Source organism: Pseudomonas japonica, from assembly GCF_013522925.1.
GTDB classification, from domain to species: Bacteria; Pseudomonadota; Gammaproteobacteria; order Pseudomonadales; family Pseudomonadaceae; genus Aquipseudomonas; species Aquipseudomonas japonica_A.
Genome location: NZ_JAAMQU010000002.1, coordinates 91,012 through 114,542, shown reverse-complemented (window position 1 = coordinate 114,542; position 23,531 = coordinate 91,012). Strand labels below are relative to the sequence as shown.

Genomic DNA, 23,531 nt, shown 5'->3' with positions numbered 1-23,531 from the left:
CATCCCTGCTTTCGCGGCTCTACACAGGCCGTGAAGCAAGGATGGCTGTGACACTCTCGAACATTCTGAGATTGCGTCGCGCCCCTCTCCTTGGCTAACGTTGCCAATTTTCACCGAAGGGTTGTCTATGCACCGCAGAAGTCTGTTGAAAGCATCCATGGCCCTGGCGGCCTACACCGGCCTGTCGTCCACCGCGCTGATGTCTGCCCGGGCCCTGGCCGCGACCGCCAATGGCGACGCCGAGTATTTCGACTTCGAGGGCCTCAAGGCCCAGGCCAAGGCACTGGCCGCCCAGCCCTACACGGACCGTAAACAGCAACTGCCGCCCACGCTGGCGAACATGACCCCGCAGCAGTTCAACGCCATCCAGTACGACGCCAACCATTCGTTGTGGAAGGACCTCAACGGCCAGCTGGACGTGCAGTTCTTCCACGTGGGCATGGGCTTCCGTACGCCGGTGCGCATGTACAGCGTGGACCCTTCCAACCGCCAGGCGCGGGAGGTGCATTTCCGCCCCGAGCTGTTCAATTACAACGACAGCAAGGTGGAGCAGAAACAGCTCAAGGGCGACCTCGGCTTCTCCGGTTTCAAGCTGTTCAAGGCACCGGAAATCGCCAGCCACGACATCGTGTCGTTCCTGGGCGCCAGTTACTTCCGCGCGGTAGACGCCACCAAGCAGTACGGCTTGTCCGCTCGCGGCCTGGCGGTGGACACCTACGCCAAGCGCCAGGAAGAATTCCCCGATTTCACCAAGTTCTGGTTCGAGACGCCCACCAAGGACGCGACCCGTTTCGTGGTCTATGCCCTGCTTGAGTCCCCCAGCGCCACGGGCGCCTATCGCTTCGATATCGACTGCCAGGCCGAGCAAGTGGTGATGGCAGTGGACATGCAGGTGACCGCGCGCACGGCGATCCAGCAACTGGGCATCGCGCCGATGACCACCATGTTCAGCTGCGGCACCCACGAGCGCCGCATGTGCGACACCATCCACCCGGAAATTCACGACTCGGACCGCCTGGCCATGTGGCGCGGCAATGGCGAGTGGATCTGCCGGCCGCTGAACAACCCCGCCAAGTTGCAGTTCAACGCCTTCGCCGACACCAACCCAAAGGGCTTCGGGCTGGTGCAGACCGACCACAACTTCGCCAGCTACCAGGACACGGTGGACTGGTACAGCAAGCGGCCAAGCCTCTGGGTGGAGCCCACCACTGCGTGGGGCGAGGGCTCGATCGACCTGCTGGAAATCCCTACCACCGGCGAAACCCTGGACAACATCGTGGCCTTCTGGACGCCGAAGAAGCCAGTTGCCGCGGGCGATACGCTGAGCTTCGGCTACAAGCTCTACTGGAGCGCCCTGCCCCCTACCGGCACGCCATTGGCACGGGTACACGCCACGCGCTCAGGCATGGGCGGGTTCCTCGAAGGCTGGGCGCCGGGCGAACACTACCCGGACAAATGGGCACGCCGCTTTGCCATCGACTTCACCGGCGGCGGGCTGGACCGGTTGCCGGAAGGCACCGGGATCGAGCCGGTTGTCACCGTATCGAGCGGCAAGGTGCAGGACTTCCACGTGCTGGTGATCCCGGACATCAAGGGCTACCGGGTGATCTTCGACTGGTACCCCACCAGCGACAGCGTGGACCCGGTGGAAATGCGCCTGTTCATCCGCACCAGCGACCGCACCCTCAGCGAAACCTGGCTGTACCAGTACTTCCCGCCCGCGCCGGAGAAGCGTAAGTACGTGTGACCGTATAGGTCTTGTTTTCTTAAACCCTATTCGCGTGCTACGCCTTCGGCTCCGCTTGCTCCCACAGTAGTCAACGCAACCTGTGGGAAGCGGCGGGGCCGGCCATCCGGCGTAGCTCGCGAAAAAGGATGTCAATCCCGCAGATCGGATTCGTGAATAGGCTGGTCGCGGTGGGTAGCGCGCTGATACTGGGCAGGCCAGGTGGCCTTGCGTCCGCCCAGGTCGTCGTCGGCGTGCAGCGGCCAGTACGGGTCACGCAGCAGCTCGCGGGCCAGCAGGATGAGGTCAGCCTGGCCGGTGCGCAGAATATGCTCCGCCTGGGCAGGGTCGGTGATCATACCCACGGTGCCGGTGGCAATCTCCGATTCCTTGCGCACGCGTTCGGCGAAGCGGGTCTGATAGCCAGGCCCGGTCGGGATTTCCGCATTGGCGGCGGTGCCACCCGAGGACACATCCACCAGGTCTACACCCAAAGCCTTCAGGCGCCGCGCCAGCTCCACGGTTTCATCCGGGTTCCAGCCGTCATCTACCCAATCGGTGGCCGACACCCGCACGAATACCGGGAGGTCAGCAGGCCATAGCGCACGAATAGCCTCGGTCACTTCCAGCACCAGCCGAATGCGGTTATCGAAGCTGCCACCGTACTGGTCCGTGCGGCGGTTGCTCAGCGGCGACATGAACTGGTGTAGCAGGTAGCCGTGGGCCGCGTGGATTTCCACTACCTTGAAATTGGCGGTCAGCGCACGCTTGGCAGCCGCCACGAACGCTTCCTTGATGCCGGTAATCGCGGCTTCGTCCAGTTCGGTGGGGCGGGCATGTTCGGGGTCGAAGGAAATGGGCGAAGGCGCTACGGGAATCCAGCCGCCTTCATCCAGGGTGACGCTGCCATGCTTGCCGAGCCAGGGCCGCCAGGTACTGGCTTTGCGGCCAGCATGAGCCAATTGGATACCAGGCACCGAGCCCTGCGCTTCAATGAAGCGCGTGATGCGCTGAAGCATCGGGATCTGTTCATCTTTCCACAGGCCGAGGTCTTCGGGGGTGATGCGGCCATCAGCGGTGACGGCGGTTGCCTCGAAAATCACCAGGCCGGCGCCCCCTACCGCGCGGCTGCCCAGATGCACCAGGTGCCAGTCGTTGGCGAGGCCATCTTCGGACGAATACTGGCACATGGGCGAAACCACGATACGGTTACGCAACGTCAACCCACGCAGGGTGTAGGGTTCCAGCAACAGGCTCATGAAGCACCTCTCGAGTGGGATATCAGGCTGTAAGGTTTGCACTCTTTGCAGCGTAGTAGACCCACAAGGGAGACGGCAGATTCCGCTAACGAGGGCTCATGTGCGCGATCATGAGTTGGACGGTTTCAACGCCACGGTATTCGTTCACATCCAGCTTGTAGGCCATTTCCACCCAGCGCGCGCTCGGGTTGGGCCAAATTTCGCGGTCTACCCCGAACGCAATGCCATCCAGGCGCAGGCTACCGCATTCGCTTTTGAGCACTACCTTGAGGTGCCGCTCGCCCACCACCCGCTGCTCCACCAACTGGAACACGCCATGGAACAGCGGCTCCGGGAAGTGCTGGCCCCAAGGCCCTGCATTACGCAGCGCGCGGGCAAGCTCCAGGTGGAACTCCTCCACGGCCAGGCAACCGTCTGACAGCAGCCTGCCGGTGAGGTCGTCTTCGCACAGGTGTTCGCGAACCTGCTTGTCGAAGGCTTCAGCGAAGGCTTCGAAATGCTCGGCGGGCAAGGACAACCCAGCCGCCATGGCATGCCCGCCGAATTTGGTGATCAGGTGCGGATGCTTGGCCGCCACGGCGTCCAGGGCGTCCCGGATGTGGAAACCCGGCACCGATCGCGCCGAGCCTTTGAGCAGCCCGTCGCCGGCATCCGCGAAGGCAATGGTAGGGCGGTGATAACGCTCTTTCATCCGTGACGCGAGGATGCCGATAACGCCTTGGTGCCAGTCGGGCTCGAACAGGCACAGGCCGAACGGCATCGAGGCCAGCGGCAGGTCCTTGAGCTGCGCCAGGGCTTCACGCTGCATGCCCTGCTCCACCGATTTGCGGTCCTGGTTGAGGCCATCCAGTTCTGCGGCGATGCCTCTTGCGTGAGCGAGGTCTTCGCTGAGCAGGCACTCGATCCCCAGGCTCATGTCATCCATACGCCCGGCGGCATTCAGCCTTGGCCCAAGGATAAAGCCGAGGTCGGTGGACGTGAGCCGGCGATGATCCCGACGGGCCACTTCCAGCAGCGCCATGATGCCCGGCCGCGCCCGGCCCGCGCGTATACGCTCCAGGCCCTGATGCACAAGAATGCGGTTGTTGGCGTCGAGCGGCACCACGTCGGCCACACTGCCCAGCGCGACGAGGTCCAGCAATTCACCAATATTAGGCTGCGGCGCCGTGGCGTAACGCCCGAGTGCTCGCAGTTGCGCACGAAGGGCCATCAGCACATAGAAAATCACCCCTACGCCCGCCAGGGCCTTGCTGGGAAAGTCACAACCTGGCTGGTTCGGGTTGACGATGGCATCGGCCTGCGGCAGCTGCGCGCCGGGCAGGTGGTGGTCGGTGATCAGCACTTTGAGCCCGGCATCTCGCGCCGCCTGAACGCCCTCCACGCTGGAAATGCCGTTATCCACGGTTACCAGCAGGTCGGGCTGGCGCTCGAGCGCCACGGCAACGATCTCAGGGGTGAGGCCGTAGCCATAGGTGAACCGGTTCGGGACAAGATAATCCACATGCGCCGCGCCGAGCAGCCGCAGCCCCAACACCGCAACGCTACTGGCCGTGGCGCCGTCGGCGTCGAAATCGCCCACCACCAGAATGCGCTCACCCCGGTCGATGGCGGTGACCAGCATGTCCACCGCGGCATCGATGCCCTTGAGTTGCTGATACGGGATCAGCCGTGCCAGCCCCTTGTCCAGCTCGGCCTGGCTTTGCACGCCTCGGGCGGCATACAGGCGGGTAAGCAGGGGTGGCAGATCACCCAGGAAAGGCAGTTCGGCGGGCAGCGGGCGGGGCTCGATACGCATGTGCGGCAGTGTTCTCACATCAAACGGCGAAACGACAGGGCGGCCATAGTGACCTTACCCCCGCTCCCCCAGCAACCATTCCAGCTGCACTTCATGCTGGCCCCGATCATCGGTCACGAATACGGTACCTTCATCGATCATCACGTCCCATTTGATGGAGCGCGGCATATCAGTGGCCAGTACCTCGAGTACCTCTTGAGGCACAGCGGCAATACTGAGGTTCTTGAGGGTGCGGGCGGGATCTGCGACTTTGTTCTGCCAGACGCGCAAGCTACCGTATGCCAGCAGGCTAACCCGCTCGGTGCGGCGGGAGCACCAGGTAAGGCGGTCGAGGTCTGGCTGGCCTACTTCGATCCAGTGCAGCACACGATCGTCGAGGCTCTTTTCCCACAAGGCGGGCTCGTCCACGTCCGACAAGCCGCGGCCGAAGCTCAGGTTTTCGTTATACCAGAGGGCATAGGCCAGCAAACGCACCGCCATGCGCTCTTCGGTTTCCGAAGGATGACGGGCAATCGTTTGCTTGATGCTTTCGTAAACACCGCGATCGAGGTCGGTCAGGTTGAGTTCGAACTTGTAAGTAGTCGATGGCTGGGCCATGGCAGGCTTCGATATAGCGAGGGGGCGCGTAGTTTACCTGATGGGCTTAGGCTGCGCATAAAAGAAACCCCGGACGCGGTGGGGAGGCCGGCCGGGGCAAACATGACCCATTCGGGCCACCGGACGACTGAACGGCACCGGAGCACAATGCCGTTCAAGCGTCCTTGTAAGGTAAGAGGGCGAGCCCTCGTGAAGGTTCCCGGCTTAACGCAACTCCACCGCGAACCGACCAACGGTGCCTACGCTTCGCAGCGCGGCAATGGTGCTTGGTTCCAGCCGGCCTTCGGCAATCATGAGGTCACGGTGCAAACCATCAACGACGTCCGTGAGGGCGTACCGGGACGCCAACTGCGACTTCGGAACGTCCCTGTGGAGGATGGCCGCGCCGGCCTGGTCGGTTACCGTGACACGAAAACGATCTTGGAGATCCGACGGAGCCAGGCTGACGCAGTAAGGTGCCAGCGCATCACTTAACAATAAGCTGATGTTTTCCATCTCGATCACCCTTATTTACCCGAAATTCATTTCAGTGCCAGTAAATGACCATCACCGCTTGGCAAAAGTTCGGGCAGCCGGGGCCAACAAGCGCAACGGCAGGATGAAAGGTACCTCAGGCGATAAGCGGTTCGGCCACATGCACCTTGAAACGGCAGAGCATCTGGTGCAGCGGACATACCGCCTGGCCCCAGGGCAGCACACCCAGTACCCATAAGCCGGCCTGACGGGCGCGCCGTACGGCGGCGGTGGTTTCGGGGCACTCGCTACGGCCCTGGATAATCACCCCTGCGGTTTCACCGGACGCTGCCAACGCATCCAGGAACATGAGCGCCGAGGTGGCCTGGCTTCCAAATACCACTACATCGACTGGCCCCTGCCGTTCCAGGGTACGACGGGCCGAGGCGGGATCTTCCGCAACCCGAACGCCATAGACGCCGCAGGCATTGAGCATTTGATGAAGTTGCAGCAGGCGGGCAGGTTGATGCTCTACGACGAGAACCTTGAGCGAACGCATGGTTGCGGCCTCGAAAGTGGGAACGAACGCCACCTTAAATAACGCGCACTCAAGGCTAAATAGGAATGATCCGAAAGGCTTGCAGGAAAAGTCGACGGAGGACGGCGGGACCAAGAGCGTTTTCCTACAAGCGCCCCTGGCCACCGCCGTAAAGGCATCGTATTACAGCGGCTTGCCGCGGTTACCGTGGGCGCTCACGAAGGCCTGGATAGCCGTGATGTCGTTCGGCAGCACCGTGCAACGTTCTTCCCGCTGGAACAGGTCTTCCAGATGAGCTGGCAGATGCAGGGCCTTGCCTACGCCGGCTTGCTCCACTGCCTCAGGGAATTTGACCGGATGGGCAGTGCCCAGCACCACCATGGGCGTGTCCAGGCTGCGGCGGCATTCGCGGGCCGCCCGTACGCCAATGGCCGTGTGCGGGTCCAGCACTTCACCGGTGCTCGCGAACACTTCAGCGATGGTTTCGCAGGTTTGTTCATCGGTCACGGCCAGTGAGTCGAACAGGCGCCGCGCTTCGGTCCAGCGGTCTTCTTCCACGCTGAAGCCACCGCCCAGCTTGAAGCTGGACATCAGCTGCGCGATGGCGGTGCCGTTGCGGCCGTGGAGGTCGAACAGCAGGCGTTCGAAGTTTGAAGAGACCATGATGTCCATGGATGGCGACAACGTGGCGTGCAGGGTGTCCTTCACGTACTGGTTGCCGCTCATGAAGCGATGGAGGATGTCGTTGCGGTTGGTTGCAACGATCAACTGGCTGATGGGCAGGCCCATGTTACGGGCCAGGTAACCGGCGAAGATGTCGCCGAAGTTACCGGTAGGCACCGAGAAGGCGACTGAGCGCGCTGGGCCGCCCAGCTGCAGGGCCGCGTGGAAGTAGTACACGATCTGGGCCATGATCCGCGCCCAGTTGATCGAGTTCACCGCTACTAGGCGCGTGCCCTTCAGGAAGCTCTGGTCGGCGAAGCTGGCCTTTACCATCTCCTGGCAATCATCGAAGTTGCCTTCCACCGCCAGGTTATGGATGTTGTCGCCAAACAGCGTGGTCATCTGCCGGCGCTGAACTTCCGATACCCGCTGGTGCGGGTGCAGGATGAAGATGTCGACGTTCTCGCAGTGCTTGCAGCCTTCGATGGCCGCCGAGCCGGTGTCGCCACTGGTAGCACCGATGATCACGACGCGCTCGCCACGCTTGGCCAGCACGTGGTCCAGCAGGCGGCCGAGCAGTTGCAGGGCGAAATCCTTGAACGCCAGGGTCGGCCCGTGGAACAGCTCGAGCACCCATTCATTGCCGTTCAGCTGGCGCAGGGGCGCAACGGCGGCGTGCGAGAAGTTTGCGTAGGTTTGTTCGAGGATCTGCTTGAAGTCGGCGTCGGCAATGCTGCCGGTCACGAACGGGCGCATCACCCGGAAGGCCAGCTCGTGGTAGGGCAACCCAGCCCAGGAGGCGATCTCTTCCTGGGTAAACCGTGGAAGGTTTTCTGGTACATACAGGCCACCATCGGTGGCCAGGCCAGCCAGCAGCACTTCCTCGAAATTGAGCGCGGGTGCCTGGCCGCGGGTACTGATGTAACGCATGTTGGGCAAACCTTTGGTTTGAGCGGCTGGGCTTGAGCTACAAGCCTTCAGCTGCAAGCTGCAAGCAAAAGCCGCGTGGGCTTCACGACTTGCAGCACGGGCTGCTACCGCTGTGGTAATCGATTTATTCAGTGCAGTGGAGGTTGACTGATTCCCAGGCTTCGCCTGGTCCTACAGCGCCCGCTCAGGCCAGGTGCTCGACCCGGATACGCACCACACTTCCTACTACGTCATCCAGCGCTTCGAGGGCGTTGATAGCGTCGTCGATACGGTTTTCCACGACCTTGTGAGTCAGAAGAATCATCGGCACCAGACCATCATGCTCTTCGGCTTCTTTTTGCATGATCGACTCGATGTTGATACCACGCGCCGACAGAATGCTGGCTACCTGGGCCAGTACACCCGGGTGGTCCTTGGCCTGGATACGCAGATAGTAGGCGCTTTCGCAGGCATCGATGGGCAGGATCGGGTGCGCCGAAAGGGAGTCGGGCTGGAAAGCCAGGTGCGGCACGCGGTTCTCCGGATCGGACGTCATGGCGCGTACCACGTCCACCAGGTCGGCCACTACCGAAGAGGCCGTAGGCTCCATGCCGGCGCCAGCACCGTAGAAGAGTGTGGAACCTACCGCATCACCGTTCACCATCACGGCGTTCATCACGCCATTGACGTTGGCGATCAGGCGATCGGCGGGGATGAGGGTGGGGTGTACCCGCAATTCGATACCGGCTGCGGTACTGCGCGCTACGCCGAGGTGTTTGATCCGGTAGCCCAGTGCTTCGGCATAGTTGACGTCGGCGGTGGTGAGCTTCGAGATGCCTTCGGTATAGGCCTTTTCGAACTGCAGCGGGATGCCGAACGCAATGGACGCCAGAATCGTGAGCTTATGCGCTGCGTCGATACCTTCCACGTCGAAGGTCGGGTCCGCTTCGGCATAGCCAAGGGCCTGTGCTTCGGCCAGCACGTCCGGGAAGGTACGGCCTTTCTCGCGCATTTCGGTGAGAATGAAGTTGCCAGTGCCGTTGATGATACCGGCGACCCAGTTGATCCGGTTGGCCGAGAGGCCTTCGCGGATGGCCTTGATGACAGGAATGCCACCCGCGACCGCCGCTTCGAAGGCCACGATCACGCCTTTTTCCCGCGCCTTGGCGAAGATCTCGTTGCCATGCACGGCGATCAGCGCCTTGTTGGCGGTAACCACGTGCTTGCCGTTTTCAATGGCCTTGAGCACCAGCTCGCGAGCGACGGTATAGCCGCCGATCAGTTCGATAACGATGTCGATGTCCGGGTTACCGGCCACTTCGAAGACATCGTTGGTAATGGGGGTACCGGTAATCTGGCAATCGGGGTTTTGCGAACGCATCGCAATCTGCGCGACCTGGATTCCACGCCCGGCACGGCGGGCAATCTCCTCGGCGTTGCGCTGAAGTACGTTGAAGGTGCCGCCACCGACGGTACCTAACCCACAGATGCCTACTTTGACCGGTTTCACTCTTGACTCCCCATGAAACGGCCGGCGTGTACGCCAGCCGCGGATAGCACCGCGATTATCGCGGCCTGTGTTTTGAATCGCCTGTCACTGCGCGGCCAGGGCGATCTTCGCCACCTGCGCCGCAGGCTGATAGCCCGGAATGACCTGGCCGTCCTGAAGGATGATCGCCGGCGTGCCACTGACCCCGATACTCTGGCCCAGGGCAAACTGCTTGCTCACGGGGTTGGCGCACTTGGCGGCATCCACGTCCTTGCCATTGATCAGCTTGTTGAGCGAAGCGCGGCGGTCGGAAGAGCACCATACCGATTGCAACTGCTGGTCGCCCTCGGAGCCCAGGCCCTGGCGCGGGAAGGCGAGGTAACGCACTTCGATACCGCGGCGGTTGAGCTCGGGCACCTCAGCGTGCAGCTTCTGGCAGTAAGGGCAGGTGGTGTCGGTGAATACGGTGATATGAGCCTTGGCCTCGCCTTCGGCCGGGTACACCACCATTTCGCCACTCGGGATGGCATTGATGGTTTTGGCAATGGCGGCGCGCTCGGTTTTCTCGGTGAGGTTCACCGGCTTGCCGTCCTGCATCTGGTACAGGTAACCCTGCATCACGAACTGGCCGTCGGCACTGGCATACAGCACCCGGCCGCCCTTGAGCCGCACTTCGTAGAGCCCGTTGATGGGGCTGCTGGAGACGGCTTCGATGGGCACATCCAATTGGAGGGTGTCGAGTGTCTTGCGGATAGCCTGCTCGGCGTCATCGGCCAGTGCAAAAGTACTGACCAACGCCAGGGCGGCGGCCGCGAAAAGACGTGTCACGCGCATGAGAACTCCTGAGGCGGCGGACGAACGGCCCAGGCCGGCCGGGGGATGATACGAAGCGGCGGGCTGGGCATAACTGACGGCAAAGACTACCACATAAGGCTCGCGGGGCCGACTGCGGCACACGTCAACGAATGTGTACGATCTTTCAGCCGCGCGGATGGTGCCGGGCGTGCAATTCCTGCAGCCTGGCTTTCGCCACATGGGTGTAGATCTGCGTGGTGGAGAGGTCGGCATGACCCAGCAGCAGCTGTACCGAACGCAGGTCTGCGCCATGGTTCAGCAGGTGCGTGGCAAACGCGTGCCGCAATGTATGCGGTGAAAGGGCCTTGTCGATGCCCGCACGCAGGGCATGGTGCTTGATGCGGTGCCAGAAGGTCTGGCGGGTCATCTGCTCGCCCCGCTGGCTGGGAAACACCACGTCGCTGGGGCGGCCGTTCAGCAGCTCTGCGCGGCCGTCGCGCAAGTAGCGTTCCAGCCAACTGATCGCCACCTCCCCCATGGGCACCAGGCGCTCCTTGCTGCCTTTGCCCATCACACGCACCACGCCCTGGCGCAGGTTCAACTGGTCCAGAGTAAGGCTTACCAGCTCGGTTACTCGAAGCCCGCACGCGTACAGCACCTCAAGCATGGCGCGATCACGCTGGCCAATGGCTTCGCTGAGGTCTGGCGCGGCGAGCAGCGCATCGACATCAGCTTCGGACAGGCTTTTGGGCAAGGGCTTGCCGAGATTGGGCAGCTCGACCAGCAAGGTGGGGTCTAGCGGGATGATTTCTTCACGCAGCAGGTACCGGTAAAACCCCCGCGCGCCGGAGAGGAAACGTGCAGTCGAGCGGGGCTTGTACTGGTTGTCGACGCGCCATGCGAGGTAGTCGAGCAACGCATCGCGGCCCGCCGCCTGCAGATCTATGCCCCGCCCCACCAGCCAGCCATTGAAATGGGCCAGGTCGCTGCGGTACGCGCTGCGGCTGTTCTCGGACAGGCCTTTTTCAAGCCACAGGGCGTCGAGGAATTGGTCGATAAGGGCGTGATCGAGGGCGGGCATGGCGGCTTCAGGTTGGCAAAGGGCAGGATCCTAGCATGTGCCGATCCATAGGTGCCCGACATCCCGGCTGCGTCTGTAAGCCAGAAACAGAAACCCGAAAACGGAAAACCCCGGCGCGAGGGCCGGGGTTTTCGGGAGAGCCTGAGCTCAAGCCGCTATCAGGAAAGTTTTTCCTTGATGCGGGCGGCCTTGCCAGACAGTTCACGCAGGTAGTACAGCTTGGCTTTACGCACGTCACCACGACGTTTCACGGCCAGGCTGTCGATCTGCGGGCTGTAGGTCTGGAAGGTACGCTCAACGCCAACACCGTTGGAGATCTTGCGAACGGTGAAGGCGCTGTTGACGCCACGGTTACGCTTGCCGATGACAACACCCTCGAAGGCCTGCAAGCGGGTACGCTCGCCTTCCTTTACCTTCACTTGAACGACAACGGTGTCGCCTGGTGCGAAGGCCGGGATTTCCTTGGTCATCTGCTCGGCTTCGAGCTGAAGGATAATCTTGTTGGTCATGCTGTGCTCCTAAGGCAAATGGTTCGTTTGCCATCGATACGTTAACTATCGTCCCGCTCGCGGATGTACTCCGCCAGCAGCTTTTGCTCTTCTCCAGAAAGTGAGCGACTTTCCAGAAGATCGGCACGTCGTTCGTAGGTCCGCCCAAGGGACTGCTGCAAACGCCAGCGCCGGATGTGTGCATGGTTGCCACTAAGCAACACGTCGGGTACACGCCGTTCCGCATACACCTCAGGTCGGGTGTAGTGCGGGCAATCCAGCAGGCCGTCCGTGAAGGAATCCTCCTCCGCGGAGTCTGCATGCCCTAAAGCTCCAGGCAGCAAACGTGTAACCGCATCAATCAGCACCATGGCCGGCAGCTCGCCACCGGACAACACGTAATCGCCAATCGACCACTCTTCATCCACATGCGCTTCAATGAAACGCTCGTCGATGCCTTCATAACGCCCGGCAATCAGGATCAAGGAATCCACGGTTGCCAGCTCTTTCACCGCCGCCTGAGTAAGGCGCCGGCCTTGTGGCGAAAGGTAGATCACCTTCGCCGCGCCTCCGGTTGCCTGCCTGGCATCGGCCAGGGCATCTTCCAGCGGCTTGATCTTCATTACCATTCCAGGGCCACCGCCAAACGGGCGATCATCCACTGTGTGGTGACGGTCCGTGGTGTAGGCCCGCGGGTTGCGACAGGTCAGCTGAAGCAGACCCTGCTTTACCGCGCGGCTGGTAATGCCGTAATCACTGATGGCCGAGAACATCTCGGGAAACAGGGTGATGACTTCTATGCGCAGGCTCGCCATGGCCTAGAAATCCGCATCCCATTCAACCCTCATGACGCCGGCACCGAGGTCGATGGCTTGCACGCAGTCGTCCGTATAGGGCAACAGGCGCTCGCGATCATCCAGGCTACCCGCACAGGGTTTGACCACCATTACATCGTTGGCGCCGGTTTCGAGCAGATGATCAATCTTGCCCAATACGTGCCCTTCGCCGTTGATGACCTGTAAACCCTCGAGCTGATACCAGTAGTAATCGCCGTCGGTGAGGTCGGGCAGCAGGCTGCGCGCGATGCAAATCTCGTAACCGGCGAGGAGGCGCGCCTCTTCACGGTCGTCGAGACCTTTCAACTTCGCGACCAGGACCTTGTTCTGGGAACGGCCACTGATCATTTCCACCTGCTTGACGATGCCTTCATGCCGAAGCGTCCAGCGGTTGTACTGCAGCAGGTTGTCAATCGGGTCGGTAAAGGAGAAAACCTTCACTTCGCCACGAACGCCGTGCACCGAAACAATCTTGCCGATGACGATGAGGTCATCCGCGGAGTCTGGCGTGTCGTTCATACTGCTCAGGCGGAAGCCTTGGCAGCGTCCTTCAGCAGCTGAGCAACGCGCTCAGACGGCTGTGCGCCCTGGGACAGCCAGTAGCTTACGCGCTCCTGGTTGACGGACAGGCGAACTTCGCCACCGTTGGCGATCGGGTTGAAGAAGCCAACACGCTCGTTGAAACGACCGTCGCGCGCATTGCGGCTGTCGGTCACGGTCAGGTGGTAAAACGGGCGCTTTTTGGAGCCGCCACGGGCAAGACGGATGGTTACCATGTGAACATCGTTCCTGTTGTCGGTGCTGCAAATCTGTAAGGCACAGCGGGCACGGGTGCCCGAAAGGCCGCATATTCTCAAGGAATGCAGGGATTTTTGCAAACCTCTTTTACCCCTGCTCCCGGCACGGCGTCGGAAACCCCGACGCACGCATGGTTACCGCGCCTCAGAGGCGAGGCATTCCGCCGGGCATCATGCCGCCAAGGCCGCGCATCATCTTCGCCATGCCGCCCTTGGCCGAGAATTTCTTCATCATCTTTTGCATCTGCTTGTGCTGCTTGATCAGGCGCCCTACGTCCTGCACCTGGGTGCCCGAACCGATGGCGATACGGCGCTTGCGCGAGCCACTGATCAGCTCGGGATCGCGGCGCTCGGCCGGGGTCATCGAGTTGATGATCGCTTCCATCTGCTTGAACTGCTTCTCGGCCGCGCCCTGGGCATTGCCCATCTGGGAGAGGTTGACGCCGCCGATGTTGGGCAGCTTTTCCATGAGGCTGCCCAGGCCGCCCATGGTTTTCATCTGCAGCAGCTGGTCGCGGAAGTCTTCGAGGTCGAACCCCTTGCCCTTCTTGATCTTCTTGGCGAGCTTCTCGGCCTTTTCCTTGTCGAGGTTCTGCTCGGCCTGCTCGATCAGGCTGAGCACGTCGCCCATGCCCAGAATGCGCGAAGCGATACGGTCCGGGTGGAACGGCTCGAGCGCTTCGGTTTTCTCGCCCATACCGATGAACTTGATCGGCTTGCCGGTAATGGAACGCACCGACAACGCGGCACCGCCCCGGGCGTCGCCGTCGACCTTGGTCAGCACCACGCCCGTAAGCGGCAGCGCGTCACCGAACGCCTTGGCGGTGTTGGCCGCGTCCTGGCCGGTCATGGCGTCTACCACGAACAGCGTTTCCACGGGCTTGACCGCAGCGTGGAGCGCCTGGATCTCGGCCATCATGTCGGCGTCGATGTGCAGGCGGCCGGCGGTGTCCAGGATGACCACGTCGATGAACTTGAGCCTGGCCTCGCGGATCGCCGCTTCGGCGATGGCCACAGGCTTCTGGCTGATGTCGGACGGGAAGAAGGTCACCCCGACATCGTTGGCCAGGGTTTCGAGCTGCTTGATGGCTGCGGGGCGGTACACGTCCGCCGACACCACCATCACCGACTTCTTCTTGCGCTCCTTCAGGAAGCGCGCCAGCTTGGCGGCGGTAGTGGTTTTACCCGCACCCTGCAGGCCGGCCATGAGCACCACCGCGGGCGGTGCCACATTGAGCATCAGGTCTTCGTTGGCCGCGCCCATCACCGCTTCGAGTTCGGCGCGCACGATTTTCACGAATGCCTGGCCCGGGGTGAGGCTACGGGACACCTCGGTGCCGACCGCGCGTTCCTTGATGGCGTTGACGAAGTCCTTCACCACCGGCAGCGCGACGTCCGCCTCGAGCAGCGCCATGCGCACTTCGCGCAGGGTGTCCTTGATGTTGTCTTCGGTCAGCTTCGCCTTGCCGGTGACATGGCGAAGCGTCTGCGAGAGACGATCGGAAAGATTTTCAAACATGGGCGATCCTTACAGGCTCCGTCGAACCGAAGTGGCATGCGGCCTGCCGATGTGCTCTGGCCACGGGCAAGGGAAGACCGGCGATTATAACGGGAAGTTGCCCGGGCCGACACCGGGGCGGTGCGGCAGTCTTTATCCGGGCGAAGGTTCTATGCCACACTCGCTTCTTTAGTGGCCGCTCGTCAGGACCTATGCTTCCCTTGCCCCCCAGTTTGCTACCCAGCCTTGCCTCTGCCTTGATCTACGCCTCGGTCACGGTCTATCAGGGCGCGCGGCTTGCCCATGGGGCCAGGTCCAACAAGCGCCTGCTGTGTGGTGGGGGCATACTCGCCGTGCTGCTGCACGCGCTGGCCCTGTCCTCGCAAATGCTGGCGCCCAGCGGGCTCAACCTGGATTTCATCACCGCGGCAAACCTTATCGCCGCCGCAGTGATCGCCCTCACGCTGTTGGCTTGCGCGTCCCTGCCCGTGGAAAACCTCCTGGTGCTGCTTTATCCACTTGGGGTCATTACTACCCTGGTCGCTCAGTTCGTGCCCTCCGGCACCGTACCGGTGATCGACGACGAGCCGGGCATCCTCGCGCATATCCTGCTGTCCATTCTGGCGTATGGCGTGTTCACCATCGCGGCGTTCCAGGCCTTGCTGCTGCTGGCGCAAGACCACCAGCTCAAGCACAAGCACCCTTCCGGGCCGATCCGCGCCTTCCCTCCCCTGCAAACCATGGAGAGCCTGCTGTTCGGTTTCCTGTGGGCGGGCTGGGTACTGTTGTCGCTGTCGCTGATATCCGGCTGGCTGTTCCTCGAGAACATGTTCGCTCAGCACCTGGTGCATAAAACGCTGCTCTCCTGCGTGGCCTGGGTGGTGTTCAGCGTATTGCTGTGGGGCCGCACCCGCTTGGGCTGGCGAGGCCACGTGGCCATCCGCTGGACCCTCGCAGGCTTCGTGTTGCTGATGCTCGCCTACTTCGGCAGCAAGCTGGTTCGTGAATACATCCTTCATATCTGAGAGCCAGCCATGACCTCCTTGACCGTGGCACCGGCGGCAGGCGCCATCGCCCTGGCGCTGTTGTGGGCCGCCAGCATTGGTACCTTCGAGCACGCCCGGCGCGCACGCACTGGCCGTGGCCAGCGTTCATCCGACAAGGAACGGGTGAGCGTAGGGCTGGCCCGGCTGGTGTTTCAGGTGATCATTGTCAGCCTGGCCGTGCTGCTCGCAGATCAGCACCACGGCGCGGCCGGGGCGGCCTGGGCCGCGGTGCTTGCCTGGCTCGGCATTACGTTGCTCACCGGCGCCCTTCCCCGCCTGCTCGCCCAACGCTACCCGGATCATTTCGTTCAGCCAGGCGTGCTCCTGTGGTTGCCCGTGCGCCTGCTCGCGCCGCTGGCAGGCCTGCAACAGCGCCTGGTCAAGGCGCTCATCGGCCCTGCCGCCACCGCTCCGGCGGCATCGGGCCGTGACGCACAGCGCAAACCTGCCTCGTCTCAGGAGCGGGAAGCCGAGGGCCGGGCAGCGAAACAGAACGCAGTGAGCAGCATCATGGGCCTGGACCGCATGACGGTGAACGACATCCTGGTGCCCCGCCACGAGGTCGATGGCCTGGACCTGAACGACCCGCTCGAGCAGATCATCGACCAGCTGATGGTCAGCCGGCACACCCGCCTGCCGGTGTTCCGCGGCGACATCAACCAGGTGGACAAGGTGGTCAATACCCGGCAGATCAGCCACCTGCTGCCCAGCCGCAGCCTGACCGAAGAAGCCTTGCTCGGTGCCTGCTACGAGGCCTACTTCGTCCCGGAAGGCACCCCGTTGCACATACAGCTGCTTAACTTCCACAAGCAGCAGCGTCGCCTGGGGATGGTGGTCGACGAATACGGTGAAGTGCTTGGCCTGGTAACCCTTGAAGACATCCTCGAGGAAATCGTGGGCGAGTTCGAAAGCGAGCAAGCCGGCAGCCACCCTCATGTGTTCCCGCAACCGGATGGCCGCTACATTCTCGACGGCGCCGCCAGTTTGCGCGACTTGAACAAGGTGCTGGGCTGGCACCTCCCCAGCGACGGCCCCAAGACCCTCAACGGCCTGGTCACCGAAGCGCTGGAGTCCATTCCTGAGCGAGCGGTGTGCCTGAAGATCGGCCGCTATCGCATGGAAATCCTCGAAACCGAGGAAAACCGCGTAAAGCGGCTGCTTGCCTGGCAACACGTAGCCACCCCTCCCGCGTTGTGACGATTGCCCGCCAGGGCAGCGCTTCCTATACTCCGAGGGCTTACCCAAGCCCGCCGAAGCCGGTGCCACCCGCGCCGCACGTTTCTGGCCAGTCAGCCCAGCTGAACGCCGCGCTTGCCTTTTTCCAACCCGAAAAGGCGGCGCCACCCCGATCCGGGGGCGCGGTTCAGTGAGGATCAAAACAATCCGCCAGCGCGGCCCTTGCCGCCCATGGCCAATGACTGTCGAGACACCCATGACCGCTACCACCCTCGCCTGCGATGACGTGCCCTCGGCACACCCTGTCAACTCCCCTGCCCGCGTCGCCACTGCCAGCTTCATCGGTACTGCGATCGAGTTCTATGATTTCTACGTGTACGCCACCGCCGCCGCGCTGGTGATCGGGCCAGTGTTTTTTCCGCAAAGCTCCGGCACCGCGCAAATGCTGTCCGCCTTTCTCACCTTTGGCATCGCTTTTTTGGCCAGGCCACTGGGCTCTGCGCTGTTCGGGCATTTCGGTGACCGTGTAGGCCGCAAGGTCACCCTGGTAGCCTCGCTGCTGCTGATGGGCGTGTGCACCACTTTGATTGGCGTGCTGCCGGGCCATGAGCAGATTGGCCTTTGGGCACCTGTGCTGCTGTGCGTGCTGCGCTTCGGCCAAGGGTTGGGGCTGGGCGGGGAATGGGGTGGCGCCGCGCTGCTGGCCACCGAAAATGCGCCGAAAGGCAAGCGCGGCTGGTTCGGCATGTTCCCGCAACTCGGCCCTTCGATTGGCTTTCTTGCGGCCAACGGCTTGTTCCTTGCCCTGGCCCTGGGGTTGGATGACGAGCAATTTCGCAGCTGGGGCTGGCGCCTGCCGTTCCTGTTGAGCGCGTTGCTGGTAGTAGTGGGCCTGTATGTACGCCTCAAGCTGGCGGAAACACCCGTATTCGCGGCCGCCCTGGCGCGCCACGAAACCGCCCGGGTGCCGGTGATGGAAGTGTTTACCCAGCATTGGCGGCCCATGCTGCTGGGCGCCGCGGCCATGGTGGTGTGCTATGCACTCTTCTACATTTCCACGGTGTTTTCGCTCAGCTATGGCGTCACCAGCCTGGGGTATAGCCGCCAGGGCTTTCTTGCCATGCTGTGCTTCGCGGTGCTGTTCATGGCGGCGGCCACGCCGGTGTCTGCCTGGCTGAGCGACCGCTACGGGCGCAAGCCGGTGCTGCTGGTCAGCGGCGTGCTCGCACTGCTGTCGGGGTTTGCGATGGAGCCGCTGCTCACACAGGGTTCCACCACGGGCGTGGTGCTGTTCCTGAGCCTGGAGCTGTTGCTGATGGGGGCGACCTTTGCACCGATGGGCGCCCTGCTGCCCGAGCTGTTCCCCACCCGGGTGCGCTACACCGGCGCATCGGCGGCCTATAACCTGGGCGGCATCGTGGGCGCGTCGGCGGCACCGTTCTTCGCGCAGAAGCTAGTGGCCATGGGCGGCCTGAGCTGGGTGGGCGGCTATGTGTCCGTCGCCGCCCTGATCAGCCTGCTGGCCGTGATGTGCCTGAAGGAAACCCGAGACAAGAATCTCTGAACAGCGGTTTGCGGGCCTGGCCTATCGGCTATGGCCCGCATACTTCATGACTGTTACAGCTCGACGTTCACGGCCTGGGCCGCGCGCGTGGCCTTGGCGCGGGCCGCTTCGATGGATTCGTCCCGCGCCAGCGCCACACCCATGCGCCGCTGACCGTTGACTTCCGGCTTGCCGAACAGGCGCAGGGCCGTATCCGGCTCGCTGAGGGCGGCGCCAAGGTTGGCGAAAGCGGTTTGCTGGGACGTGCCTTCCACCAGCACCACAGCCGAAGCCGATGGCCCGAACTGGCGCACTACTGGCACTGGCAGGCCAAGGATAGCGCGAGCGTGCAGGGCGAACTGGGACAGGTCTTGCGAGATCAAGGTGACCAGGCCAGTGTCGTGCGGGCGCGGCGACACTTCGCTGAACCACACCTGATCACCCTTGATGAACAGCTCTACGCCGAACATGCCGCGCCCACCCAGGGCTTCGGTCACGGCGCGGGCGACTTCGCGGGACGCCTCCAGGGCTTTTTCGCTCATGGCCTGGGGCTGCCAGGATTCCTGGTAATCGCCTTTTTCCTGGCGATGCCCGACAGGCTCGCAGAAGGTGGTACCGGCGCCATGGCGCACGGTAAGCAGGGTAATTTCGTAGTCGAAGTCAATGAACCCCTCGACGATCACCCGGCCCTTGCCGGCGCGCCCGCCTTCCTGGGCGTATTCCCACGCGCGCTGAACGTCGTCTTCGCCCTTGAGCAGGCTCTGGCCCTTGCCGGAGGAACTCATGACCGGCTTGACCACGCAAGGGAAGCCCAGCGCCTGAACGGCCTCGCGGTAATCCTCGACCGTGTCGGCAAAGCGATAGGGCGACGTGGGCAGGCCCAACTCTTCGGCGGCCAGGCGGCGGATGCCCTCGCGGTTCATGGTCAGCTGAGCCGCACGCGCGGTAGGGATGACCGTGAAGCCTTGGTTTTCCAGTTCCACCAGCGTGGCGGTGGCGATCGCTTCGATTTCCGGCACGATGTAGTGAGGCTTCTCGGCTTCGATCACCGCGCGCAGCGCCGCACCGTCGAGCATGTTGATCACATGGCTGCGGTGGGCCACCTGCATGGCCGGCGCGTTGGCGTAGCGGTCCACGGCGATTACTTCCACACCCAGGCGCTGAAGCTCGATCACCACTTCCTTGCCCAGCTCGCCAGAGCCACAAAGCAAGACACGGGTGGCCGTCGGGGACAGGGGGGTTCCGATACGGGTCATGTGAGGTCCTCAAGGTGAGTGAATCGAGGGCCGCCCGGTTCGCAACCCTGAAAGCCGCGCATTCTACATCAGCGTTCCTGCCAGGGGCGCCCTTTCATGCGGGCGCAGTGGAATGGCGTCAGAGCATCACACCCTGGGCCCGGGCACGCTCCACGGCGAGCGCGATCACCTGCCGACGTTCGTCGTTGCTCATGCGCCCCCAGCGGGTGATTTCCTCCGCGGTGCGCTGGCAGCCAATGCACACATCATGATCGTCCAGAGCGCAGACGTTTACACAGGGAGAGCGCACCGGGCGCTCGGCTTGCACTTCCACCGGGGTATTCCTCGAATCCATCACGCTTGAATCCATCACGGCACGCTGAACGGCCCGGAGGGGCGGCTCATGTCAATGCCAGCGTCGTACAACACGTTTACCAGCTCCACGATCATGATGGCCGTAAGCCCCCAGATCTTGTAATCCTCGTAGCGATAAGACGGCACGTAACAGCTACGCCCCTGGTAGTCGATACGATGGGTATGTTCGCGAGGATCCTCACGGAAGAACGTCAGCGGCACGGAAAATACCGCGGCGATCTCGGCGTCGTTGGGCCGGTACTCCACGTAATCGGGAATCAGCCCAACGAACGGCGTGACCTGCAAACCATGGCGAGACACCAGCGGGCTGAGCGGCCCGACAATTTCGACCATCCCCGGCGGCAGGCCGATTTCTTCCTCGGCCTCGCGCAGCGCGGTAAACACCAGGTCCGGGTCTTCCGGATCCCTGCGCCCGCCCGGGAACGCCACTTCGCCCCCATGGGTCGACAGCCCGCTGGCCCTGAGGGTAAGGATCATTTCCGGATTATCGCCGCGCGTGAGCGGAATCAGTACCGCTGCCTCAGGGAACCGCTTGTCGGTTTCGAGCGTAAGCGGAACGTGATTGCCGATACGGCGCAGCAACTCCTCAAGCATGGTTTTCCCCGTCACTTGACCTGCCGTCCATCATGCAACAAACCCGCGTATTGCCCAACCCCCAAAGTGCCGGTTGGTCGAGCCATGGCGTGCATTCACGATCAAACTTCCACCTGCCCTGCGGGTACCTTAGAATGCGTTTTGCCCTGCCTGGCACACCCTGCCAGCAGAAACAAACCGGCTTTTCTTCCCTGGGGTTTCCTCTGTCGATGCGTGTGCTGTTTGCGTTCCTGTGCCTGTCGTTCGCGACCCTGGCCAATGCCACTTTTACCCAGACGATCATCACCCGCCCCTTAAATGCTCCCGCGGTGTCGCCTCTGGCCCCCAATGCCACCGTGGATAAACTGCTGGTGATCAAATCTGCGCGCAAGTTGCAGTTGCTCAGCCATGGCGTAGCGGTCAAAACCTACCGGGTATCCCTTGGCAAGCAACCGCGTGGCGCAAAGGAGCGCGAGGGCGATAAACGAACCCCGGAAGGGCTGTACTGGGTGGATTGGCGCAAGGTGAGCGATCGCTTCAACCTCGCACTTCACCTTTCGTACCCCAATGCCCGAGACGCTGCCAAGGCGCGCGCGGCAGGGGTAGAACCCGGCAGCATGATCATGATCCACGGCACCCCCGCCAGTGAGGAGTACCCGGAATGGTACTTCCAGTCGCTGGACTGGACCGACGGCTGCATTGCGTTGAAAAACGCTGACATGCAAGAGGTATGGAGCCTGGTGAAGGACGGCACGCTGATCGAAATCCGGCCCTGACGCAACTTTCCGCGGGTTGTCCTAGGACATTTCCCGCGCAAGCCTCACCGCCTTCCTGCAACACGTTCATCCCCCGCCTCACACCATGGCTGAGCGCAACCCCGTAAGGTAAAACCATTCATTTGAGTGGTTTTTCCCTATGCGTCAGCTCATAGCGATTCTTTCGGGTTTCGTCCTTGCTCATTGCAGCAGCCTGGCTCACGCCCGCGAACCGGCCCCCGCCCTGCCCCTACCTTCCGAAGCGCTGCAGCAATTCCTCCAGGACGCCGAAGCCCACCGCAAGGCAATCGAAGGCAACCAGCGTGAGCGGCAGCTGCAACGCGCCGCGCCCGCGCCGAGCGAAAATAACCATGGCGCGCAAGCGATAGACGAAGGCCCCGAGGGCCCCTGCTGGCGGATCACCGGCCTGCGGCTGACGGGCAACCGGTTGATCAGCGACAAAGCGCTGCGCAGCGCCGTTCTACCCTTGCTTGAAGCTTGCCTCAACCCTGGCCAGATCAACCACATGCTGGCGAAGGTGACCCGGCTTTACACCGACGCCGGGTACGTGGCCAGCCGGCCGTTGCTACTCGCACCGCCCACGCACGGGCAACCCCTCGAACTGGCGATCGAGGAAGGCTTTGTGGAAGCGATCGAGCTCGCCGGCGAAGACCTGCCCGTCAGCCTGGCTGCGGCTTTCCCCGGGATGATTGGCCAGCCACTGGAGTTGCGAAAGCTCGAACAGGGCCTGGATCAACTCAACCGGCTACGGTCCGTGGACCTTACCGCCGACATCATGCCGGGAAGCCTGCCGGGCGGATCGCGAATCGTATTGCGAAGCCTGCAGCGGTTACCTCGCTGGCAACTGAACGCCGGCCTGGATAACGGCGGCAGTTCGAGCACCGGGCGACACCGCCTCAGCCTGAACGCCGGGCTCGACACCCCGCTGGAACGCAACGACAGCCTGAGCCTTTATGGCATGTACACCCCTGGGCAAGGGCATTCAGGCAGCGCCACGTTCGGGCTGTACTACAGCATCCCTCACGGCCCCTGGAATTTTTCAGCCGCCGCCAACCGCTTTCGCTATCGCAGCATGGCCAAGGGGTTGCTGGGGCCCATCGAAACCAGCGGTGTGAGCACCCTGTTGAGCTACTCACTGGAGCGCGCGCTATGGCGCGATCAACGCCGCTTGTTGAGCGCAACGCTGCGCCTTGATGACAAGCACAACGCGGCGTACCTGCTGTCGCAACGGATTGCCGTGCAAAGCCCTCGCTACCAGAGCATCGAAGCCGGCCTCAATGGGCTATGGCTGGGTGATGCCACCTGGTCGGCGTTCGCTGGCTACAGCCGTGGCTTGGGTGGCTGGAGCGGCAACGACGGCCGGCGTTACAAAGACCCCGACGCGCAGAGCGCCCGATACGGCAAGTGGCGCGCCAGCCTCAGCCGTACAGCCAGCTACACGTGGGGCGGGCTGCGCTGGACCCTTGCAAGCAGCTGGGCCGGGCAATACAGCGCGGATCGCCTGCCTCATCTGGAAGCAATGGCCCTGGCGAGCACCGCAGCGGTCAGGGGCTTCCACGGCCAGCCGGCAGACACAGTCAACGGGTTGGCATGGCGCAATACCCTGTATTTGCCGTTTGCACTCGATGGCGGGCTGCGCCTCATACCCAGCCTGGGCCTGGACGCGGGTTGGGCCGATAACCGCGGCCGCACCCGCGGCGCACTACATACACAACCGGCGCGTGACGAGCGCCTGCTCGGTGCCAGCCTTGGCGCCAGCCTGGAACACCGCCACGGTAGCCTGGCCGTGGACTACCAACACAGCCTTTACCGCCGCAACGCCCCCCTCGCCCCTGGTTATTGGCAGCTGTCCCTGCAGCTGCGGTTCTGATCCATCCCACCCG

Annotated in this window: 23 protein-coding genes; 6 read left to right on the top strand and 17 right to left on the bottom strand. The window is 62.7% G+C overall.

Translation table 11 applies throughout. From position 1 onward, the window contains the following. The first annotated feature begins 127 nt into the window (after nucleotides 1–127). On the top strand, nucleotides 128–1,747 hold the full coding sequence (locus tag G7016_RS03160) for a glucan biosynthesis protein D (protein WP_181111391.1): 1,620 nt from the start codon (nucleotides 128–130) through the stop codon (nucleotides 1,745–1,747). Between the two features lie 131 nt (nucleotides 1,748–1,878). Here G7016_RS03160 and G7016_RS03155 read toward each other — a convergent pair whose 3' ends face one another. The 14 genes from G7016_RS03155 to ffh all read right to left on the bottom strand — a co-directional run bounded on the left by G7016_RS03155 (nucleotide 1,879) and on the right by ffh (nucleotide 14,945). Next, entirely contained in the window at nucleotides 1,879–2,985 is a 1,107-nt protein-coding gene (locus tag G7016_RS03155) for an NADH:flavin oxidoreductase/NADH oxidase (RefSeq protein ID WP_181111390.1), read from the bottom strand. 85 nt (nucleotides 2,986–3,070) lie between these two features. Next, nucleotides 3,071–4,780 carry a single-stranded-DNA-specific exonuclease RecJ gene (recJ, locus tag G7016_RS03150; protein ID WP_181111389.1) on the bottom strand — a complete coding sequence of 570 codons (1,710 nt, stop codon included), beginning with the start codon at nucleotides 4,778–4,780 and terminating at the stop codon, nucleotides 3,071–3,073. A gap of 54 nt (nucleotides 4,781–4,834) precedes the next feature. Further along, a complete protein-coding gene (locus G7016_RS03145; RefSeq protein ID WP_181111388.1) occupies nucleotides 4,835–5,377 on the bottom strand; it encodes a YaeQ family protein in 543 nt (180 codons plus the stop codon). 204 nt (nucleotides 5,378–5,581) lie between these two features. Continuing rightward, entirely contained in the window at nucleotides 5,582–5,872 is a 291-nt protein-coding gene (locus G7016_RS03140) for a DUF3509 domain-containing protein (RefSeq protein WP_181111387.1), read from the bottom strand. A 115-nt stretch (nucleotides 5,873–5,987) separates the two neighbouring features. Then, entirely contained in the window at nucleotides 5,988–6,389 is a 402-nt protein-coding gene (locus G7016_RS03135; protein WP_181111386.1) for a response regulator, read from the bottom strand. 162 nt (nucleotides 6,390–6,551) lie between these two features. After that, on the bottom strand, nucleotides 6,552–7,961 hold the full coding sequence (gene thrC, locus G7016_RS03130; protein ID WP_181111385.1) for a threonine synthase: 1,410 nt from the start codon (nucleotides 7,959–7,961) through the stop codon (nucleotides 6,552–6,554). A gap of 184 nt (nucleotides 7,962–8,145) precedes the next feature. Then, nucleotides 8,146–9,450: a homoserine dehydrogenase gene (locus tag G7016_RS03125; RefSeq protein ID WP_181111384.1), complete on the bottom strand. Its 1,305-nt coding sequence runs from the start codon at nucleotides 9,448–9,450 to the stop codon at nucleotides 8,146–8,148. Between the two features lie 84 nt (nucleotides 9,451–9,534). Continuing rightward, nucleotides 9,535–10,263: a bifunctional protein-disulfide isomerase/oxidoreductase DsbC gene (dsbC, locus tag G7016_RS03120; protein WP_181111383.1), complete on the bottom strand. Its 729-nt coding sequence runs from the start codon at nucleotides 10,261–10,263 to the stop codon at nucleotides 9,535–9,537. Nucleotides 10,264–10,408: 145 nt separating this feature from the next. Continuing rightward, nucleotides 10,409–11,305, bottom strand: a complete 897-nt coding sequence (gene xerD / locus G7016_RS03115) for a site-specific tyrosine recombinase XerD (RefSeq protein ID WP_181111382.1) — start codon at nucleotides 11,303–11,305, stop codon at nucleotides 10,409–10,411. 158 nt (nucleotides 11,306–11,463) lie between these two features. Continuing rightward, nucleotides 11,464–11,814, bottom strand: coding sequence for a 50S ribosomal protein L19 (gene rplS / locus G7016_RS03110; RefSeq protein ID WP_181111381.1), 351 nt, complete (start codon nucleotides 11,812–11,814; stop codon nucleotides 11,464–11,466). 41 nt (nucleotides 11,815–11,855) lie between these two features. Beyond that, nucleotides 11,856–12,608 (bottom strand): tRNA (guanosine(37)-N1)-methyltransferase TrmD, encoded by a 753-nt coding sequence (gene trmD, locus G7016_RS03105; RefSeq protein ID WP_181111380.1) that lies wholly within the window; start codon nucleotides 12,606–12,608, stop codon nucleotides 11,856–11,858. Nucleotides 12,609–12,611: 3 nt separating this feature from the next. Continuing rightward, the gene (gene rimM / locus G7016_RS03100; protein ID WP_181111379.1) at nucleotides 12,612–13,148 is read right to left on the bottom strand and encodes a ribosome maturation factor RimM; all 537 of its coding nucleotides are present in this window, start codon (nucleotides 13,146–13,148) and stop codon (nucleotides 12,612–12,614) included. Between the two features lie 5 nt (nucleotides 13,149–13,153). After that, nucleotides 13,154–13,405 (bottom strand): 30S ribosomal protein S16, encoded by a 252-nt coding sequence (gene rpsP, locus G7016_RS03095; RefSeq protein WP_109262361.1) that lies wholly within the window; start codon nucleotides 13,403–13,405, stop codon nucleotides 13,154–13,156. Nucleotides 13,406–13,571: 166 nt separating this feature from the next. Further along, nucleotides 13,572–14,945, bottom strand: a complete 1,374-nt coding sequence (gene ffh, locus G7016_RS03090; RefSeq protein ID WP_181111378.1) for a signal recognition particle protein — start codon at nucleotides 14,943–14,945, stop codon at nucleotides 13,572–13,574. 191 nt (nucleotides 14,946–15,136) lie between these two features. On the opposite strand from ffh, the gene G7016_RS03085 reads away from it, so the two are divergent. The 3 genes from G7016_RS03085 (at nucleotide 15,137) to G7016_RS03075 (ending at nucleotide 18,710) form a co-directional block, all read left to right on the top strand. Further along, complete coding sequence (locus tag G7016_RS03085; RefSeq protein WP_181111377.1) at nucleotides 15,137–15,949, top strand: cytochrome C assembly family protein; 813 nt, start codon at nucleotides 15,137–15,139, stop codon at nucleotides 15,947–15,949. 9 nt (nucleotides 15,950–15,958) lie between these two features. Continuing rightward, nucleotides 15,959–17,167, top strand: a complete 1,209-nt coding sequence (locus G7016_RS03080) for a transporter associated domain-containing protein (RefSeq protein WP_181111376.1) — start codon at nucleotides 15,959–15,961, stop codon at nucleotides 17,165–17,167. A gap of 235 nt (nucleotides 17,168–17,402) precedes the next feature. Further along, nucleotides 17,403–18,710: an MFS transporter gene (locus G7016_RS03075; protein WP_181111375.1), complete on the top strand. Its 1,308-nt coding sequence runs from the start codon at nucleotides 17,403–17,405 to the stop codon at nucleotides 18,708–18,710. Nucleotides 18,711–18,763: 53 nt separating this feature from the next. Here the strand turns inward: G7016_RS03075 and purT are convergent, their stop codons facing one another. From purT to G7016_RS03060, 3 genes are all read right to left on the bottom strand, one after another. Continuing rightward, nucleotides 18,764–19,945, bottom strand: a complete 1,182-nt coding sequence (gene purT, locus G7016_RS03070) for a formate-dependent phosphoribosylglycinamide formyltransferase (protein WP_181111374.1) — start codon at nucleotides 19,943–19,945, stop codon at nucleotides 18,764–18,766. Between the two features lie 118 nt (nucleotides 19,946–20,063). After that, nucleotides 20,064–20,279 carry a DUF1289 domain-containing protein gene (locus G7016_RS03065; RefSeq protein ID WP_181111373.1) on the bottom strand — a complete coding sequence of 72 codons (216 nt, stop codon included), beginning with the start codon at nucleotides 20,277–20,279 and terminating at the stop codon, nucleotides 20,064–20,066. 14 nt (nucleotides 20,280–20,293) lie between these two features. Continuing rightward, nucleotides 20,294–20,893 carry a CoA pyrophosphatase gene (locus G7016_RS03060; RefSeq protein ID WP_181111372.1) on the bottom strand — a complete coding sequence of 200 codons (600 nt, stop codon included), beginning with the start codon at nucleotides 20,891–20,893 and terminating at the stop codon, nucleotides 20,294–20,296. Between the two features lie 209 nt (nucleotides 20,894–21,102). Between G7016_RS03060 and G7016_RS03055 the strand changes: the two genes are divergently transcribed. Both G7016_RS03055 and G7016_RS03050 read left to right on the top strand, forming a co-directional pair. Then, complete coding sequence (locus tag G7016_RS03055; RefSeq protein ID WP_181111762.1) at nucleotides 21,103–21,648, top strand: L,D-transpeptidase family protein; 546 nt, start codon at nucleotides 21,103–21,105, stop codon at nucleotides 21,646–21,648. Between the two features lie 139 nt (nucleotides 21,649–21,787). After that, complete coding sequence (locus G7016_RS03050; protein WP_181111371.1) at nucleotides 21,788–23,518, top strand: ShlB/FhaC/HecB family hemolysin secretion/activation protein; 1,731 nt, start codon at nucleotides 21,788–21,790, stop codon at nucleotides 23,516–23,518. Nucleotides 23,519–23,531 lie beyond the last annotated feature (13 nt).